The 15136-nt window shown below is 70.6% G+C and carries 14 protein-coding genes; 4 read left to right on the top strand and 10 right to left on the bottom strand.

Annotated features, from left to right (window positions below):
- Positions 1-2: 2 nt before the first annotated feature.
- The 4 genes from AB0M01_RS02815 to AB0M01_RS02800 form a co-directional block, all read right to left on the bottom strand.
- Complete coding sequence (locus tag AB0M01_RS02815) at positions 3-959, bottom strand: acetoacetate decarboxylase family protein (protein ID WP_363665139.1); 957 nt, start codon at positions 957-959, stop codon at positions 3-5.
- A 122-nt stretch (positions 960-1081) separates the two neighbouring features.
- The gene (locus AB0M01_RS02810; protein WP_363665138.1) at positions 1082-1363 is read right to left on the bottom strand and encodes a hypothetical protein; all 282 of its coding nucleotides are present in this window, start codon (positions 1361-1363) and stop codon (positions 1082-1084) included.
- Positions 1364-1420: 57 nt separating this feature from the next.
- Positions 1421-2281: an alpha/beta hydrolase gene (locus tag AB0M01_RS02805; RefSeq protein ID WP_363665137.1), complete on the bottom strand. Its 861-nt coding sequence runs from the start codon at positions 2279-2281 to the stop codon at positions 1421-1423.
- Positions 2278-3780 (bottom strand): MFS transporter, encoded by a 1503-nt coding sequence (locus AB0M01_RS02800; RefSeq protein ID WP_363665136.1) that lies wholly within the window; start codon positions 3778-3780, stop codon positions 2278-2280. The genes AB0M01_RS02805 and AB0M01_RS02800 overlap by 4 nt, the downstream gene beginning before the upstream one ends.
- A gap of 86 nt (positions 3781-3866) precedes the next feature.
- Here AB0M01_RS02800 and AB0M01_RS02795 point away from each other — a divergent pair, with 86 nt between their 5' ends.
- Positions 3867-4616, top strand: a complete 750-nt coding sequence (locus tag AB0M01_RS02795) for a ParA family protein (RefSeq protein ID WP_363665135.1) — start codon at positions 3867-3869, stop codon at positions 4614-4616.
- Here the strand turns inward: AB0M01_RS02795 and AB0M01_RS02790 are convergent.
- Entirely contained in the window at positions 4613-5503 is an 891-nt protein-coding gene (locus AB0M01_RS02790) for a DUF4349 domain-containing protein (protein WP_363665134.1), read from the bottom strand. The genes AB0M01_RS02795 and AB0M01_RS02790 overlap by 4 nt on opposite strands.
- A gap of 137 nt (positions 5504-5640) precedes the next feature.
- A complete protein-coding gene (locus AB0M01_RS02785; protein ID WP_363665133.1) occupies positions 5641-7728 on the bottom strand; it encodes a DEAD/DEAH box helicase in 2088 nt (695 codons plus the stop codon).
- A 270-nt stretch (positions 7729-7998) separates the two neighbouring features.
- On the opposite strand from AB0M01_RS02785, the gene AB0M01_RS02780 reads away from it, so the two are divergent.
- A complete protein-coding gene (locus AB0M01_RS02780; RefSeq protein WP_363665132.1) occupies positions 7999-8682 on the top strand; it encodes a ferritin-like fold-containing protein in 684 nt (227 codons plus the stop codon).
- 114 nt (positions 8683-8796) lie between these two features.
- Here AB0M01_RS02780 and AB0M01_RS02775 read toward each other — a convergent pair whose 3' ends face one another.
- The 4 genes from AB0M01_RS02775 to ligD form a co-directional block, all read right to left on the bottom strand.
- Positions 8797-9072, bottom strand: a complete 276-nt coding sequence (locus AB0M01_RS02775) for a GlsB/YeaQ/YmgE family stress response membrane protein (protein ID WP_363665131.1) — start codon at positions 9070-9072, stop codon at positions 8797-8799.
- Positions 9073-9273: 201 nt separating this feature from the next.
- The gene (locus tag AB0M01_RS02770; protein ID WP_344179834.1) at positions 9274-9501 is read right to left on the bottom strand and encodes a DUF3107 domain-containing protein; all 228 of its coding nucleotides are present in this window, start codon (positions 9499-9501) and stop codon (positions 9274-9276) included.
- 107 nt (positions 9502-9608) lie between these two features.
- Positions 9609-10238 (bottom strand): TetR/AcrR family transcriptional regulator, encoded by a 630-nt coding sequence (locus tag AB0M01_RS02765; protein ID WP_363665130.1) that lies wholly within the window; start codon positions 10236-10238, stop codon positions 9609-9611.
- 138 nt (positions 10239-10376) lie between these two features.
- Positions 10377-11303: a non-homologous end-joining DNA ligase gene (ligD, locus tag AB0M01_RS02760; RefSeq protein WP_363665129.1), complete on the bottom strand. Its 927-nt coding sequence runs from the start codon at positions 11301-11303 to the stop codon at positions 10377-10379.
- A 42-nt stretch (positions 11304-11345) separates the two neighbouring features.
- On the opposite strand from ligD, the gene AB0M01_RS02755 reads away from it, so the two are divergent.
- Together AB0M01_RS02755 and AB0M01_RS02750 are read left to right on the top strand one after the other, a co-directional pair.
- Positions 11346-12263 (top strand): alpha/beta hydrolase, encoded by a 918-nt coding sequence (locus tag AB0M01_RS02755; protein ID WP_363665128.1) that lies wholly within the window; start codon positions 11346-11348, stop codon positions 12261-12263.
- 150 nt (positions 12264-12413) lie between these two features.
- The gene (locus AB0M01_RS02750) at positions 12414-15122 is read left to right on the top strand and encodes a Calx-beta domain-containing protein (RefSeq protein WP_363665127.1); all 2709 of its coding nucleotides are present in this window, start codon (positions 12414-12416) and stop codon (positions 15120-15122) included.
- Positions 15123-15136 lie beyond the last annotated feature (14 nt).

Below are 15136 nucleotides of genomic sequence, written 5' to 3'. Positions count from 1 at the left end.
GATCAGCTGGTGGCGTCCGGCCCGGTCAGCATCTTCAGGTCGCGGACCGTGTACGACAGGCTGCCGCGGAAGCCGATGCCCTTGCGGACGATCTTCAGGTCGGCCAGCTCCTCACCCGGCGCGGGCAGGAAGTTCAGGTCGCTGGTGCCGCCCCAGGTGTTGGCGACCTTCGCGTTCTCCAGGATCGACTGGGTCAGCTCGTAGACGCTCGGGTTGTTGAAGTTCCCGGCGGTCAGCCGCGGGAAGTACCGCAGGTTGACGATCGGGCGGCCGAGCGCGGGGATGGTCGCGATCGGCTTGTCCAGGGTGACCCGGGCCTCGGCGAGCCGGCGGCCGGCCGACGACATCGCGCCGGCGAAGGTCCCGCCCGGGCCGACCACCGGCGCCGCGTCGCTGGCGACCGAGAAGGCGCGGGTCTGCTTGATCGTGCCGAGCTTCTTCGGGAAGCCCTGGAACCAGCCGCGGGCCAGCGCCTGGTCGTTGTCGACGTAGATGTACGGGCACCAGGCGACCGGCTGGCCCTTGAACTGGGCGTCGAGCAGGATCAGGAACTCGGAGTACAGGCTGCGGTCCGGGTCCAGGTACTCCTGGTGGTCGCCGGAGAACTGCCAGTCGATGAACAGCGCGTAGCCGTGCCCGATGCTCGCGGGGTCCAGGGTCAGCCCGGCCGGCAGAGCAGCCTTGGCGGCGTCCTGGTTGGTCCAGAACTCGGCGCCGATCAGGTCGCCGACGTAGTGCCACGGCGGGGCGCCGACGATGTTGGCGGTGCCGCGGGCGCTGAGCGGCAGGCTGTAGCCCTTGAGCTCGGCCGGCGGGACGACCGTGGTGGTCGTGGCCGGCGCGGCGGACGCGGTACCGGCGGAAGTCAGAGTGGAGGCAGCGACGGTGGCTGCCAGGCCGCCACCGATCAGGCTGCGGCGACCGACCGCGCTGGAGCGGTCTGTGCTTTCGGTTGTCATGCTTCGAGGCTAGGAAGACTCGATAGACACCCGGTCGTCAACCGATGGACGAGCCCGGGATCCGTTGTCCGCAAGGGACCAGGGTGAGGCCTGGTCCTGACGACAGCCGAGGGACAGCTCGGTCAGGCAGCGGCGTTCGGCTCGGAGGTACGGGTCTGCTCGGACGTGCGGATCGGCTCGGACGTGCGGGTCGGCTCGGGTGCGACGGTGAGGTGCGTTCCGGCGCGGTGCCGGGCGCGGCTGGCCAGCGGATCCCCGTGGAGCAGCTCACGCAGGCCGGGGAACTCGGAGTCGACCGGACCCGGCCGCCGGTGCCGCCCGTGGATGACCTGTCCGCTGGTGAGTGCGAGGCGCCACAGCGTCCCGTTGACGATGCCCGACTGGGCAGAAGGCGTGGTTGTCATGGTAGCCACGCTAGGCAGCGCCGATAGACAGCCAGTCGTCAGTTGATCGACACCCGGTCAGTGACGGTCGTGCCAGAAATCGACCAGGATCCGCGCGGTCGCGGCCGGCTGCTCGATCGCGGGGGAGTGGCCGGCGTCGGCGATCACCTGCGGCTTCACACCGAGGATGTCGGCCATCCGGTCCTGGACCGCGAGCGGCCAGCCGTCGTCGGTCTCGCCGTACGCGACCTGCGCCCGGACGCCGGACTTGGCCAGCCGGTCGGTCCGGTCCTCGGCGTCGATCAGCCGCTTGGTGATCTCGGACAGGCTGACCGGCACGTTGCCGGTGAACCGCTTGCGCAGGAAGGCCGCGATCTCGGCAGCCGGGGCGACGTACCGCGGTTCCTTGCTGTCGTGCTCGAGCTTCAGGTCGTACACCTGCTCGATCGGCAGGTTGTCGAGGCCGAAGGCAAGCATCTGCAGCCCCTGGATCTTCGCCTCGTCGCTGAAGCCGCCGGGGCCGGAGCAGAGCAGCGTCACCGTGGAGAACACCGACGGGTCGGCCAGCACGGCCTCGCGGGCGACCAGCCCGCCGAACGAGTGCCCGACCAGCTGGCTGTAGCCGCCGAGCGCCTTGCTCATCGCCACCACGTCGAGCGCGAGCTCGTCCAGCGTGTACGCCGAGGCGTCGGCCGGGCCGGGCGTCTCGTACTGCCCACGCTGGTCGACCGCGACCGTGCGCCAGCCGAAGCGGGCCAGGTGGTCGACCAGCGGAGCGAAGTCCTCCTTGCTGCCGGTCCACCCCGGGACCAGCAGCGCCGTGCCGAGCGGCGTACCGACGTCGGGCACCGCCTGCAAGGTGGCGAAGTCGCCACGGTCGGTCTCGAGGGTGACGGGAGAAACGTTGTCCGGGAGCGTCAGCGTGCGCGGCGTACTCACGACTCCACGGTATCCCGCTGACGTGTCCGCAGCAGGGTGGCGGTCGCCACAGCGAGTACGACGACGATGCCCAGGCTGACCAGAGCCGCCAGCTGTACGCCGTCCGTGTACGCCGCTCTGGTCAGCTCCAGGAGCTCCCTGGCCAGCGGCTGCGGCAGCTGCTCGGCTACGGCGACAGCACCGCCCAGCGTGTCGCGTGCCTCGCTGGAGACGCCGGCGGGGAGCGTCACCTCGCTCCTGTAGACCGCCGTGACCAGACTGCCCACCACGGCGATGCCCAGCGCCATGCCGAGCTCCGTACCGGTTTCGCCCATGCCTGAGGCGACCCCAGCACGCTCCGGCGGTGCGCTGCCGACCACCAGGTCGTAGGTGAGGGCCAGCACGAGCTGGATGCCGAAGTTGGCGATCACCAGGCCGGCGACGATCGCCGTACGGCCGGACAGCGCCACCAGCGCCAGCCCGGGGGCGGCGATGAGGAAGCCCAGCGTCATGGCGGCGCCGGCGCGCATCCGGCGGGCGACGAACGGCCCGCCCAGCGTGCCGAGGATGCCGCCGACCGCAGGCGGCAGTGACCACAGACCTGCCTCCAGCGGCGCCATTCCGAGCACCAGCTGGAAGTACTGCACCGAGAGGAAGCCCATACCGGCCAGCACGAACAGGCCGAAGGTCTGAGCGCCCAGCGAGACGCTGAACGACGCCCGGTGGAACAGGCGCAGGTCCACCAGCGGCTCGGTGAGGGTCAGCTGCCGCCGTACGAAGACGTAGCCGGCCAGCAGGCCCGCGACCAGTACGACGACGCTGACCAGGTGCACGCCGTCCTTGGCGGTCTCCTTCAGCGCGTAGACGACCGCGACGATTGCGCCGGTGGACAGCATCACGCTGGCCAGATCGATCCGGCCGGCCCCCGGGTGCTTGAACTCGGGCAGCAGCGGCCGCGCGAGCACCAGCAGGAGCAGCAGCGGCGGGATCCCGATCAGGAACACCGAACCCCAGTGGAAGTTCTCCAGCAGCACGCCGCCGACCAGCGGACCGGCGATCCCGCCGACCATGAAGTTGGTCATCCAGATCGCGATCGCGAGCTGGCGCTGCCGCGGGTCGCGGAACATGTTGCTGAGCAGCGACAGCGTCGACGGCATCAGCGTCGCACCTGCCAGACCGAGCAGCGCCCGCGCGCCGATCAGCATCGCGGCACTGGTCGCGAACGCGGCCAGCAGCGACGCCAGCGCGAACCCGGCGGCACCGATCATCAGCAGCCGGCGGCGGCCGATCCGGTCGCCGACCGTGCCCATCGTGATCAGCAGGCCGGCGACGACGAAGCCGTACACGTCGATGATCCAGAGCAGCTCCGAGCTGCTCGGGCCGAGATCGGTGGTCAGCATCGGCGCGGCCAGGTGCAGGACGGTCATGTCCAGGCCGATCAGGATGGTGGGCAGGGCGAGCACGGCCAGGCCGAGCCACTCCCGGCGTCCGGCGCGGGGTGCCGTCTCCAGTGTCGTCATGCCGAACATCCTGAAACTTCAACGAAGCTTTAAGTCAACAGGTGCCCCGGCAGGCGCCGGGTTCCACGGTGCGGCACAATGGCCGGGTGCCGCGGACGCTGGCTGTCGCCAATCAGAAGGGCGGGGTGGCGAAGACCACCACCGTCGCGTCGCTCGGCGCTGCCCTGAGCGAGCTCGGGCAGCGGGTGCTGCTCGTCGACCTCGACCCGCAGGCCTGCCTGACCTTCTCGCTGGGCGTCGACCCCGAGGACCTCGACACCTCGCTGCACCACGTCCTGCTCGGGACGGCGAAGGCCCGCGACATCGTGATCACGCTCGACGAAGGCCCGGACCTGCTCCCGGCGACGATCGAGCTGGCAACCGCCGAGGTGCGGCTGTCCCGCGACACCGGTGCCGAGCAGGCGCTGCGGACCGTGCTGCGGCCGCTGGCGGCGTCGTACGACTGGGTCGTGGTGGACTGCCCGCCGACGCTGGGGCTGCTGACGGTGAACGGGTTGACCGCGGCGTCGGAGGTGCTGATCCCGTTGCAGTGCGAGACCCTCGCGCACCGCGGCGTCGGCCAGCTGCTGGACACCATCCACGACGTCCAGCAGCTGACCAACCCCGGGCTCGAGATCCTCGGCGTCCTCCCCACTCTGTACGACGGCCGCACGACCCACGCCCGGACCGTGCTCGAGACGATCTCCGGCACCTACGAGCTGCCGGTCCTCGACCCGCCGATCCCGAAGTCGATCCGGTTCGCCGAGGCGCCGGCGATCGGGCAGACGATCCTGACCACGGCACCGGCGAGCCCGGGTGCTTCGGCGTACCGGGAGCTGGCGAAGGCGCTGCTTTAGGGCTGCCGTGCCGGCGTGCGCCGCAGCTTGTGCCGGAAGCGCCAGAGCGGCACGGCGATCAGCGCCAGCGCGACCAGGAACGGGAGCAGCGCGCCGAAGGCGGTGGCGAGCGCGAAGAACGTTGTGGTGAAGGCTTTCCAGCCACCCTGGAGGCCGGACAGGAAGCCGCGGTCGTCCTTCTCCACGACCGGTGCCTTGCCCGGTTCGGCGATGACGAGCGTGAGTGTGGCGAGCTCGGTCTGACCGGCGAGCGCCTTCTGCTTGGCCAGCAATGCTTCGAGATCGGCCTCGCGACGGGTGAGCTCGGACTCGACCGAGACGATCTCGGCGATCGTGTTCGCCTTGGCCAGCAGGGCCCGCATCCGCCCGAGACTCGCGCGCTGGGAGGCGATCCGGCTCTCGACGTCGACCACCTGCTCGGTGACATCGGTCGACTCCTGGTGGATCGCGGTCCGCTTGCCGAGCTCGGACAACCGCTGGATCGCGGTCTCGTACGACGCCGTCGGGACCTTCAGCACCAGGTTCGCGCGGGTGATCTTGCCGTCGGTGTCGCTGCCGGTGTCCTCGGAGGCGACCTGCCCGCGCAGGCTCGCCACGACGCTGATCGCCGCTTGGCGCTGCTTGTCGACGTCCTCGTGCTCGACGGTCAGCGAGCCGGTCTTCACGATCGCGCGGGTCAGCGAGGGCTGCGCGGCGGCGCCCTTACCGCTCTGGCCGGCCGGTGTGTCCGCCTGCGGACCGGCCTTGTCCTGTGGACCGCTGTACTCCGGAGCTACCGCGCTGCCGGCGGTACTGTTCCCGCTGTCGCCTCCGCCGCTGCAGCCGGAGATCACCAGAGCCGTCAGCAGCACACCCGCTGCCGCGGCGGTGAACCGCGTCCTCACCATCGCCCACACCCTCTTTCCCCTCGACGATCTGTGGAGCTGGGACGGTCGGGCGGGGGAGGGCGTTGCGGAGTGCTGGTCACGGTCGGGCAACAGAAAACCCCGCCCAGGACTCTGGGCGGGGTTTCGCTGATGCGTTGTTACTCCGGCGCGGTGAAGGTCGGCGCCGCGGGGGCCGCCTTCTTGCGGGTCCGCTTGGCCGGCTTCTCCGTGGCCGCCTCGTCGGCCGCGGCCGCGGGCTCGGCGGCGGCCTTCTTCGCCACCGCCTTCTTCGCGACGGCCTTCTTGGCGACAGCCTTCTTCGCCGGAGCCTTCTTGGCCGCGGTCTTCTTCGCTACGGGAGCAGCCTCTTCCGCGGCCACCGGAGCAGCCTCTTCAGGCGCCGCGACGGCCTTCTTCCGCGTCCGCTTCGGCTTCTCCTCGACGGGAGCCTCCTCCGCGGGGGCAGCCGCAGCGGTCTTCCGGGTGCGGGTCCGCTTGGGCTTCTCCTCGACGACCTCTTCAGCAACAGGTGCTTCGGCAGTCTTCCGAGTGCGGGTACGCCGAGCCGGCTTCTCCTCAGCAGGAGCGTCGACTACCTCAGCCACCGTTGCCGGTGCCTCAACTGTCTCCTCTGCAGGAGCAGCCTCCGTCGACTCGATGCGCCGACGGGTGCGAGTACGGCGAGGCTTTTCTTCAGTCACCTCAACCGGTGCTGCCTCAGGCGTGGTCTGCGGCGTGAGCGACTCGGTGCTCTCGCCCGCGTCCCCACCCCGGCGACGCCGCGTCCGCTGGCGCGGCTTGCGCTCGCCGGCGCCACGCTCGACCACACCGTGCTCGGCCGCCTCCGTGGACGTCGCCGCGGTCGGCGGGACCTGGGTCTTCGCCGTCACGTCGGCATCGGTCTTCTGCTCGACGCTCTCGACGGCCTGCCCGTTGCGGGTGCGGCGGCGGTTGCGGTTCCGCTTGCGGCCCGGGCGCTCGCCCGACGCCGGTGCGGAGCCCGACTCGCCCTCGCTGCGGCGCGGCGGGCGGTCGCGCTCGGCGCGCTCCTCGCGGACCGGCTTGATCCGGCCCTTGGCGTCGGTCGGGATGCCGAGGTCGTGGTACAGCTCCGGCGACGTGGAGTAGATCTCCTGCGGCTCGTCGTACGGCAGGTCGAGCGCCTTGTTGATCGTCTTCCAGCGGACCAGGTCCGCCCAGTCGACGAAGGTCACCGCGATCCCGCTCGCGCCGGCCCGGCCGGTGCGGCCGATCCGGTGGATGTAGGTCTTCTCGTCCTCGGGGCAGGTGTTGTTGATGACGTGCGTGACGCCACCGACGTCGATGCCACGGGCCGCGACGTCGGTACAGACCAGGACGTCGACCTTGTCGCCGCGGAACCGGGTCAGCGCCCGCTCGCGGGCCTGCTGGTTCAGGTCGCCGTGGATCGCGGCGGCCTTGAAGCCGCGGTCGGTCAGCTCGTCGGTCAGCCGGGACGCCTCGCGCTTGGTCCGGCAGAAGATCATCACCCGGCCGCGGTCCTCGGCCTGCAGGATCCGGGCCACCACCTCGGGCTTGTCCAGATCGTGCGCCCGGTAGACGAACTGGGCCGTCGTCGGGACCATCTGGGTGTCCTCGTGGGACTCCGCGCGGATGTTCAGCGGGTGCCGCATGTGGGTCCGGGCCAGCCCGATCACCGCCGACGGCATCGTTGCCGAGAACAACATCGTCTGGCGCAGCTCGGGCGTCTTGCGCAAGATCCGCTCGACGTCGGGCAGGAAGCCCAGGTCGAGCATCTCGTCGGCCTCGTCCAGCACCAGCACCTTGATGTGCGACAGGTCCAGCACACCGCGGTTGGCCAGGTCGAGCAGCCGGCCCGGCGTACCGACGACGACGTCGACGCCGGCCTTCAGGGCGTCCAGCTGCGGCTCGTACGCGACACCGCCGTAGATCGTCAGCACCCGGACCGTGCGCACGGTCGAGGCGGTGGTCAGGTCCTTGGCGACCTGGATGGTCAGCTCACGCGTCGGGGTGACGACCAGGGCCTGCGGCTTGCCCGGGGCAGCCAGCTCCTCGTAGTCGGGCTCGCCCGGCGAGATCGTGCGCTGCAGCAGCGGGATGCCGAACCCGAGGGTCTTACCGGTCCCGGTCCGGGCCTGACCGATCAGGTCGGTGCCCATCAGTGCGACGGGGAGCGTCATCTCCTGGATCGGAAACGGCTCCACGATGCCGACGCGGTCGAGCGCGTCACAGATCTCGGGGAGCACCCCGAGCTCTCGGAAGGTGGTCAGGCTGATCGCCTCTCAACATGCTTGTACGGACAGAATGCACAGGGCCGGCGCCAGGATCCGGTGTCCTTCGGTTGAACACCCGGCGTCCTTCATCGTGAGGCGCGGGACACTGTGCAAGCGGCTCGCACCAGCTGCCCATCTGGGCGCGTCACCGGCGAAACACCAGCCAGTGTAACCCGAGCGGGTGTCCATGCCGTCCAGCCCGATTTCCCCGCCAGGTCCTCCGGGGCCGATATGGTGCGGTCCATGACCGAAACGACGGCCTTCGACGATCCCGCCTACCGGGCCGCGGCGGTGGACCTGCTGGGTGTGCTGGCCTACGGCGAGCTGACCGCGTTCGAGCGGATCGCCGAGGACGCCAAGCTCGCGCCGACCCTGAACGACAAGGCCCAGCTGGCCCAGCTGGCGACCACCGAGTTCGGGCACTTCGTGCAGCTGCGGGACCGGCTGGTCGAGCTCGGCGTCGACCCGATGGACGCGATGCAGCCGTTCGTGACGCCGCTGGACGCCTTCCACGACCACACCGCGCCGTCGGACTGGCTGGAGGGCCTGGTCAAGGCGTACGTCGGGGACGGGCTGGCCAACGACTTCTACCGCGAGATCGCGTCCTTCGTGGACGGCGAGACGCGGGCCCTGGTGCTGGAGGTGTTCGCCGACTCCGGGCAGGCCGAGTTCGTGGTGGACCGGGTCCGGGCGGCGATCGACGAGGACCCGAAGCTCGGCGGCCGGCTGGCGCTGTGGGGGCGGCGGCTGGTCGGAGAGGCGCTGAGCCAGGCGCAGCGGATCGCCGCCGACCGGGACTCGCTGGCGGCGCTGCTGGCGGGGTCCGTGGACCGGCCGGGGCTGGATTTGGCGGCGATCGGGCGGATGTTCACCCGGCTGACCGAGGCGCACACGGCGCGGATGACCGCGCTGGGGCTGCAGCCGTAAGTACGGCGTACAGGCGGCGCCGCGGCGCTCACGCGGCCGGCGTACCGGCCCTGGAACGCGAAGCGGCCGCCTGCCCCGGGTGGGGTGGCGGCCGCCAGGTCCTGCTCGATCAGGTCAGACTCTCGCCCTGCTGTTGCGCGAGGAGATGAACGCGACCACGATCGCGGCGCAGATGATCTGGATCAGGTACTGGATCCAGTCCGGGCCGGAGGTGTCCTTGACACCGAGGAAGTAGGCGATCAGACCGCCGAGGAAGGCGCCGATGCCGCCGCCCAGGATGGTCCAACCGAGGCTGATGTTCTGCTTGCCCGGCAGCACCAGACGGGCCAGTGGCCCGAAGATGACTCCGGCGATGAGGCTGACGATGATCATCCAGACCCAAAATCCCACGGTTCCTCCTCGAGAGGGATGGCTGACCTGCGCCTGTCCAGTGCCCGGGGTCAAACGGGTACGTCGTCAGACCACCTGAACGCAGGTCTCATCCTCATCGTGCCCCGATCGTGGCGCTCCGCAACCGGGACACGCGATCGAGTCCGGACCGATCCCGGACCGTGGCCGCGCGGTGTCCCCGCGCGGAGCCCCGCCGGTGGTTCAGACCGCGCCGAACCCGACCTTGCGGATCTCGGACTCGCCGATCTCGACGTAGGCCAGCTTCTCGGCCGGCACGATCACCCGGCGGCCCTTCTCGTCGACCAGCGTCAACAGCCCGGTCTTCCCGGTGAGCGCCTCGGCGACCGCCGACTGGACCTCCTCCGGGGTCTGCTCGCTCTCGAGAACCAACTCACGATTGGCGTGCTGCACGCCGATCTTGACCTCCACGGAACCCTCCCGGGCACGTTCCGACCGGCGCGTCTCGCCGGTACCCCACGAGCCTATCCGCTGCCGATCCCCAGCTCTCACCAGTCCGCCAACAGCAGAACTCGGGGTCAGCCTTCGGTGCGGGGGAAGCCCCGGATGCCCCGCCAGGCGAGGCTGGCGACGAGGTCGGCGGCCTGCTGCTGGGCGAGGGTGGGGTTCTCGGAGGCCAGCCAGTAGCGGGCGCTGACCTGGGCCATCCCGACCAGGCTGACGGCCAGCACCATCGACTGCTCCTTGTTCAGGCCGGCGTCGGCGCTGATCACCTCGGAGCAGGCCTCGGCGCAGGCCTGGGTGACCCGGTCGACGCGCTCGCGGACGGCCGGCTCGTTGGTCAGGTCGGACTCGAAGACCAGCCGGAACGCGCCCTGGGCGTTGGCGACGTAGTCGTAGAACGCGTGGATGGTCGCGGCGACCCGCTGCTTGTTGTCCTCGGTGGACTTCAGTGCGTCCCGGACCGACGCGACGATGGCCTCGCAGGAGCTGTCCAGCAGTGCCAGGTACAGCTCAAGCTTGCCGGGGAAGTGCTGGTACAGCACCGGCTTGGAGACGCCGGCCCGGTCGGCGATGTCGTCCATCGCGGCGGCGTGGTAGCCGTTGGCGACGAAAACCTCCTGGGCGGCCTCGAGCAGCTGCGCGCGGCGAGCCAGCCGGGGCAGGCGACTGCCACGCTTCGGTGCGGTCTCCGGTGTCGTCGACACATCGGCTCCTTACGGTGGTGCGGCACCGGGGTGACCCCGGCGGTGTATACCGTGCGAATCCTACCTAGCGGTAGTCACTCCCGTTCCCTTCCCCGATCAACTGGTGGGTTTCTCACCGGACCAGTACGGCGACTGGTATCACTCCGGCAGCGGCTGAGGGTCGTCGTACATCCCGGCCAGCACGTCGCCGTACTCCTCGACCCGGGCCAGCACCTCGTGCGGCAGGAACGTCAGCTCGGCCTGCGACGTCGCGGCGGCCACCTCGTCCCAGTCGATCGGCGTCGAGACCCGCGGCTCCTCGGCACCCCGCAGCGAGTACGGCGCGAGCGTGGTCTTCGCGCTGGCGTTCTGGCTCCAGTCGATGAACACCTTGCCCGGCCGCAGCGCCTTGGTCATGGTCGCGGTGACGTTCTCCGGCAGCGCCTCGGCCAGCTGCTCGGCCAGCTGCTTGGCGAACGCGCTGGCCGTCCGCGACGACGTCGGCTCGATCGGCACGTACAGGTGCATGCCCTTGTTGCCGGAGGTCTTCGGCCAGCCTTCCAGCCCGTAGTGCCCGAGCAGCTCGCGCAGCGCGAGCGCCACGTCGCAGCACTCCACGATGCTCGCTCCCGGCCCCGGGTCGAGGTCGAAGACGACCAGGTCGGCCTGCGGGTCCTTGCCGCCGTCGGACAGCCCGATCCGCCACTGCGGCACGTGCAGCTCGAGTGCTGCCAGGTTGGCCAGCCACACCACGGTCTGTACGTCGTCAGCGACGACGAACGACGCCTCGTCCCGCCCGGTCGAGCTGCCGGGCGTCGGCAGCGTCTCGGTGCGCACCCAGCTCGGCGTACCGCGTGGTGCGTTCTTCTCGAAGAAGTACGCCGCTCCGGTGCCGTCCGGCCAGCGCTTGCGGGTCAGCGGCCGGTCCGACAGGTGGGGGAGCAGCAGCTCCGCGATCTGGTGGTAGTAGTCGATCACCTCGGCCTTGGTGAACCCGGTCTGCGGGTACAGCACCTTGCCGAGGTTGGTGAGCTTCATCGTCTGCCCGTCGACCTCGGTGGTCAGTTGGGTCTGTCCGGCCGCCATGGTTCCCAGTGTCCAGCCTCGGTGGGGTTCTAACATGGCTTCGTGGACAGTTACGGGGGAGTAACCGGCGCGTCGGCGCCGCTGGGAGCGCAGGAGTGGCCGGCCCGGACCGTGCCCGTCGCGGGCGTGGACCTGCTGGTCAGAGACGTGCCGGACGCGGCAGAGGACCTGCCGCCGGCGCTCTACGTGCACGGCCTCGGCGGGTCGTCGCTCAACTGGACGGCGCTGGGCCTGCTGCTGGGGGACACCGTCCGTGGCATCGCCCCGGACCTCCCGGGCTTCGGCCGGACGCCGCCGGTCGGCCGGATCGGCATCGGCGCGCAGGCCGACGTACTGGCTGAGCTGATGGACAAGGAGCTGGGTGACCGGCCGGTGCACCTGTTCGGCAACTCGATGGGCGGCGCCGCCGCGGTAGCGCTCGCCGCGCGCAGGCCGGAGCGGATCGCCTCCCTCACGCTGATCTCCCCGGCGCTGCCGCACCCCAGGGCTTCGGCCAGCGCCCTCTGGTTCACCGCGCTCGCCACACCGCGGATCGGGCCGATGGTGATGGAGCGGACCCGCAAGCTGCCGTTCGAGCGGCGCTTCCAGGCGTCGCTGTCGATGGTGTTCGGCGACCCGCGCACGCTGCCGCCGGAGGTGCGGGCGGCGTACGAGGAGGAGCTGCACCGGCGCGACACCCAGCCGTGGGGCGCGCAGGCCACGCTGGACGGCGCCCGCAGCATCCTGCTGTCGTCGCTGGCTCCGCCGCGGCGCTCGCTGTGGGCCGACGCCGCGAAGATCACCTGCCCGGTCCTGCTCGTGTACGGCGGCCGCGACAAGCTCGTCGACGCCAAGATCCGGACCAAGGCCCAGGCCGCGTTCCCGGACGCCCGGTCGCTCTACCTGCCGCAGTCCGGTCACGTCGCGCAGATGGAGCACCCCGAAGAGGTCGAGCGCGCCTTCCGGCAGCTCGTCGGCTGACCAGCACACGCAGGTCGCTGCGGCGTCAGACTGTGGCATGAACCCGGCTCGGACCGTGGCATGATCTTCGTCCCGATCCGTTGACCGCGACAACCAATCCGCCGCGTCGGGGGTCAGACGGACGACCTGTTCGTCGACGAAGGGAACCTCGTGCGGTTGATCGGCAGCAAACCACTGTCGCTGGGGATGGTCGCACTGCTCGGGTGGGGACTGGTACCGGCCGCGTCCGCGGCACCGGCACCACCGCCCCCGAATGTTGCTCAAGGCAAGGATTGGCGGATCGAGCCGGTGGCCGGTGGGTACCGGATCGAGCTCGCGCTGGACCGGCCGGTCCCGCTCCGCGACGCGCTCCCGGTGCTCTCGGTCGACGGCCGCGCCGTCGGCGTGGCCAAGGAGTCGCCCGACCGGCGCAGCGTCTCGCTGGTCAGCAAGGACCCGGCGGTCCTGAAAGCTCGCGATGTCGAGCTGACCTGGTCGGGTGATCCGGACCGGGACCGCTCGAAGACCACCGCCGGGCCGACCGACGCGGACTGGCTCAAGGCAAAGATGGGTCCGGCGCTGGCCGACGACCCCGGGGCCAAGGGCAAGTACGCGGTCGACACGTCGGAGTACAACCTCGGTGACGAAGCGATCTACCTGCCCGGTCTCAAGCAGAAGGCCGAGCTGCGCGGCAAGGTCTACGCGCCGCGTGGCGCGACCGGTCCACGTCCGCTGGTCGTCTTCCTGCACGGCCGTCACCAGGTCTGCTACGGCGGCGACGAGAACGGCCCGTACCCCGAGAAGCCCTGGCCGTGCACCGGCGTCTGGAAGTCGATCCCGAGCTACCGCGGGTACGACGGCCCGGCCGAGGCGCTGGCCAGCCACGGCTACCAGGTCGTCTCGATCAGCGCGAACGCGATCAACGCCTGGGACAGCGAGGCGTACGACGCCGGCGCCCAGGCCCGCGCCGAGCTGGTGCTCGACCACCTCGACCTGTGGAAGAAGTGGTCGACGGTCGGCGGCGGCCCGTTCGGGAGCAAGTTCGTCGGCAAGGTCGACCTGCGCAACGTCGGCCTGATGGGCCACTCGCGCGGCGGCGAGGGCGTGGCCCGCGCGGCCGTGCTGAACGCGGACCGCGGCGGCAAGTACGGCATCCGCGCGGTGCTCCCGCTGGCGCCGACCGACTTCGCCCGGGCGACCGTGCCCGGCGTCGCGATGAGCGTCGTGCTGCCGTACTGCGACGGCGACGTCTCCGACCTGCAGGGCCAGAAGTTCTACGACGACACCCGCTACTCGGTCACCGGTGACAACGCGCCGCGCTCGACCGTCACGGTGCTCGGCGCGAACCACAACTTCTTCAACACCGAGTGGACGCCCGGCCAGTCCGTCGCGCCGTCCAACGACGACTGGTACGAGGAGGGCGCCGAGTCGCCGTGCGGCCCGAAGTACGCGGGCCGGTTGACAGCTGTGCAGCAGCAGGCCGTCGGTACGGCGTACGTGGCGGGCTTCTTCCGGCTGCAGCTGGGCCACGAGAAGCAGCTGCTGCCGTTGCTCGACGGCTCCAACGGCCGGGCGGTCTCGGCGGGCAAGGCCGTCGTACGGGTGGTTGCGCAGGCTCCGAAGGCCGACCGGCGGGACCTGTCCGCGCTGGACCAGCCGCTGCCCGCCGGAGCGGTCTCCGGCAAGGCCAAGGCGACGGTCTGCTCGTCGGGCTGCGTGCAGACCGAGGACCCGAGTCAGACGCCGCACTGGATCACTGCGGCGTTCGCGGAGAAGACACCGACGCTGGCTGTCACCAAGCTGAGCTGGACCGGCAAGGACGGCGTACTGCGTGTTCCGGTGGCCGCTGGGCAGCGTGACGTTCGCCAGTACGCCGCTCTGACGTTCCGCGCGTCGCCTGACGCGGTGGGAGCGCCTCGGACCGACCTGAGCATCCGGGTGGTCGACGGACACGGCCGGGCGGCCGCCGTACCGGCCTCTACTCTCGGCGACGCGCTGGTGCGACTCCCCGGCCCGGGTGAGGTGCTGCCGAAGCACCTGCTCCGGACCGTCCGGCTGCCGCTCGCGCAGCTGAAGGGGATCGACCTGAGCGACGTGCGGGCGGTTGAGCTGCGCACTGACCGGGTGGCGAGCGGTGCGGTGTTCCTGAGCGACCTCTCGTTCTCGCGGCCCGGTGTCGGCACGTCCGCCCCGGCGGTGCTGCTGCCGAAGCTGTCCGCGTCGAACGTCAAGGTCGTCGAGGGCAACACCGGCACCAGGAACGTCGCCTTCTTCGTGACGCTCTCGCGGCCGTCGATCCGCCCGGTCAGCGTGTACGCCGAGACGAACGGCGACCTCGGCACCTCGGTCGGTCAGGTCGCGAAGAAGCTGGTCTTCAAGCCCGGTCAGACCCGGCAGAAGATCACCGTCCCGATCACCGCGAACACCCGCGACAGCGCGGACCTGGCCTTCAGCCTGGTGCTGTCGGTGCCGCGCGAGGGACTGCTCGACGAGTCGTTCGGGCACGGCCTGGTGATCGACGACGACCCGACCCCGGCGCTGAAGATCGGTACGGCGACGGCCAAGGAGGGCGCCGAGGTGCTGGAGTTCCCGATCACGCTCACCGCGGCCAGCGACCAGTACGTGTCGATCCAGGGTGAGCTGAAGGACGGCACCGCCGTGCTCGGGAAGGACTTCAAGACGGTCGACGAGGAGCCGCCGTCGCGCTCGTTCTACGGCTACATCGAGCCCGGCCAGACCAAGGGCGTGATCCAGGTCCGGCTGGTCGACGACAAGGTGAAGGAGCCGGCCGAGACCTTCACGGCGACCGTGACCGACGTCATGGGCGCCGACCTGAAGGTGCCGGCGAGCGTGACCGGGACGATCACCGACAACGACTGACACGGGAGTCTGCG

The sequence above is a fragment of the Kribbella sp. NPDC051770 genome (assembly GCF_040681455.1).
In the GTDB taxonomy this organism is placed as follows: domain Bacteria; phylum Actinomycetota; class Actinomycetes; order Propionibacteriales; family Kribbellaceae; genus Kribbella.
The sequence above is the reverse complement of the archived record's forward strand: the minus strand, read 5'-3'. Positions and strand labels throughout refer to the sequence as shown.

Bases quoted from the DNA above. Each gene is read 5' to 3' on its own strand.
- AB0M01_RS02815 (WP_363665139.1), bottom strand. From the start codon at position 959: ATGACAACCGAAAGCACAGACCGCTCCAGCGCGGTCGGTCGCCGCAGC.
- AB0M01_RS02810 (WP_363665138.1), bottom strand. From the start codon at position 1,363: ATGACAACCACGCCTTCTGCCCAGTCGGGCATCGTCAACGGGACGCTG.
- AB0M01_RS02800 (WP_363665136.1), bottom strand. From the start codon at position 3,780: ATGACGACACTGGAGACGGCACCCCGCGCCGGACGCCGGGAGTGGCTC.
- AB0M01_RS02790 (WP_363665134.1), bottom strand. From the start codon at position 5,503: ATGGTGAGGACGCGGTTCACCGCCGCGGCAGCGGGTGTGCTGCTGACG.
- AB0M01_RS02780 (WP_363665132.1), top strand. From the start codon at position 7,999: ATGACCGAAACGACGGCCTTCGACGATCCCGCCTACCGGGCCGCGGCG.
- ligD (WP_363665129.1), bottom strand. From the start codon at position 11,303: ATGGCGGCCGGACAGACCCAACTGACCACCGAGGTCGACGGGCAGACG.